Origin of the sequence: Chamaesiphon sp. VAR_48_metabat_135_sub, assembly GCF_031418915.1 — a bacterium.
GTDB lineage: Bacteria > Cyanobacteriota > Cyanobacteriia > Cyanobacteriales > Chamaesiphonaceae > Chamaesiphon.
Genome location: NZ_JANOJV010000070.1, coordinates 1 through 2,034, shown reverse-complemented (window position 1 = coordinate 2,034; position 2,034 = coordinate 1). Strand labels below are relative to the sequence as shown.

The window sequence follows — 2,034 nt, the reverse complement described above, 5'->3', positions numbered from 1 at the left end:
TTGCTCGATTAGTTCAGGGGTGAGTAATTCGTACTTAGGCGCACCTTTAAAAGCCAGAATCGAATTTGCCACAGCATCTAATTTGAACTCGTCATCCTTTAGTTTGACCAGTTTAAGTCCAAATTTCTTGAGAATGCGCCGGAATAACTTAACCGGATCGTGTGGCTGGTTGGGATTGACGTTGATTTTCAAACAGGACTGATAAAGTTTAGAATCAGCAACCTGCTGGGTAATTGCGGCAATCTGTTGTTCGTCGAACTCCCCCTTCATGAGGTCGTGCAAGCCCAATTCTCGCCCGATCCTTACTAGCGGCAATGAAGAACGATTTAGTTGGTCTGGGAGCCAGACAGAACCAGTTTCAGCGACAGGTAGCCAAGCAGCTAAATGGTTGATTTCGGCTAGTTCGGGATGGAGCAGGTAATGATAAGTTTCGAGCGTTCTAATCAAGGCTGGATGGTTGTACTTAACCATCTGAATCATTTCGGCTGAATAACTCAGCGTCTGGGTAATTCCTGGTAACTGTTGTTGGGTGAGGTAATATTTATTCGCCAGTAGTCTATCTAATTCATTCGCACTGGGATCGTTTCTAATTTCTTCGTATGTAAGTCTGTCGATATCCGGTGCCTCGTAAATCCGCCGCGACTGCACTACTCGTCGTTCGACTTCGACTCTACCCATCAAATCGTCGGTATCGTCACAACCATCGACATCTTCAGGATCGATCGTGACTGTATAACCATCTGCTACCATTGCTTCGACGAACAGTTCGCGCAGGTGCTTCATCTCCTCGTTGAGATTGGCTTTGTATTGGTGAGCCAGTTTGAGCCAAATATCTTCCTTATTGGCATAGCTAGTGAGGATTTTCATCGCCTCATCAGCCGCCCCTCGATCCAGCAGCATAAAGACTAGATCCATATCTTCATGGACTTGACGATCGAATTCATCTTTCACCCACTTAGTAAATGAGCTAGAGTTACCATCACCGATGCGTCCCTGCCGTTCGCAGTAAATAACGCGGGGTGCGCTAAAGTCTCGATATCTACCCAGGAATTGCAAGCCGGACAGAATCCCTAAATTGCCCAGGTGGAAATGGTAGTGAGTCGTAAAATATCCAGCTAAATCGATACTAATGCCACTCTCAGCCGTGGGTGAGAGAATCACGATTTGGGGGCGATGTTGCTCTAAATAAGCTTTAGGATTGCGGAAAAATAACCCGACAGTATCATCCCGATCGGTTGTACCATCGATTCGACAGATATTCGCTTCGGGAATGCCGATCCGGATCAGGGATTTTTCTAGATTCTCGCAGTGCTTTTGAGTAGTAGCGGTAATTAACAGGTTTGCTCCAGCTAGAGCATCGTCGAGAATAGCGCGGGTGACGGTGGATTTTTGATTTACCATCCGCACGTTCATTTGGTTGCGGAAGGTATTTTCGAGCTTATGGACGAAATCGAACGATCGTAGCTTTCGCAAGAAATCCAGCTCGGTATCGCTAAGATAAGCATCAAGAGCGACGACTCCGTAACAATTCTTAACTAGCTCCTCAATATGTGCCAATCTCACTTGGCGTGAATCCATCCCATCCTTGCGCCGTCCGGCTGTGAGCTTGCTGGTGAGCATATCGCTCAAGTCGGAAACGCATTCATCGAGAATGACAATCTTATTCCCCATCTGGGATGGGTTGATTAGCCCTGCTGAATGGTGACAAATGGCTTTGTGATAGTCAGAGTCTAAAAATACTTTATTTTCATCACCGATGTGATAGAGATCGGGGATGCGATCGCAAGTTTGCCTGAGTAGATTATTTCGATACCCAATGAAAATCAGTTCTAAGCCCTGTTCTTTCGCCCAAGCACCCAAAGCTTTGAGAACTTCAGTTTTGCCCGTGCCTAGTGCAGATTTGATGCCAACGAGAGTGCTGGGCGGGTACCCCGCCACGCTATTTTCTAGCCCTGTCTCAGGTATTTCCCATTGGAGAAAGCGATTGCACTGGGTTTTGTTGGGGGTGAAGTGTTTAGATTTTTGATATAGTTT

The 2,034-nt window shown here is 46.4% G+C and carries 1 protein-coding gene; it reads right to left on the bottom strand.

What is annotated here, in order from left to right:
• The coding region (locus RMO55_RS05690; RefSeq protein ID WP_310424715.1) for a plasmid replication protein, CyRepA1 family at nt 1-2,034 on the bottom strand (2,034 nt) is incomplete at both ends.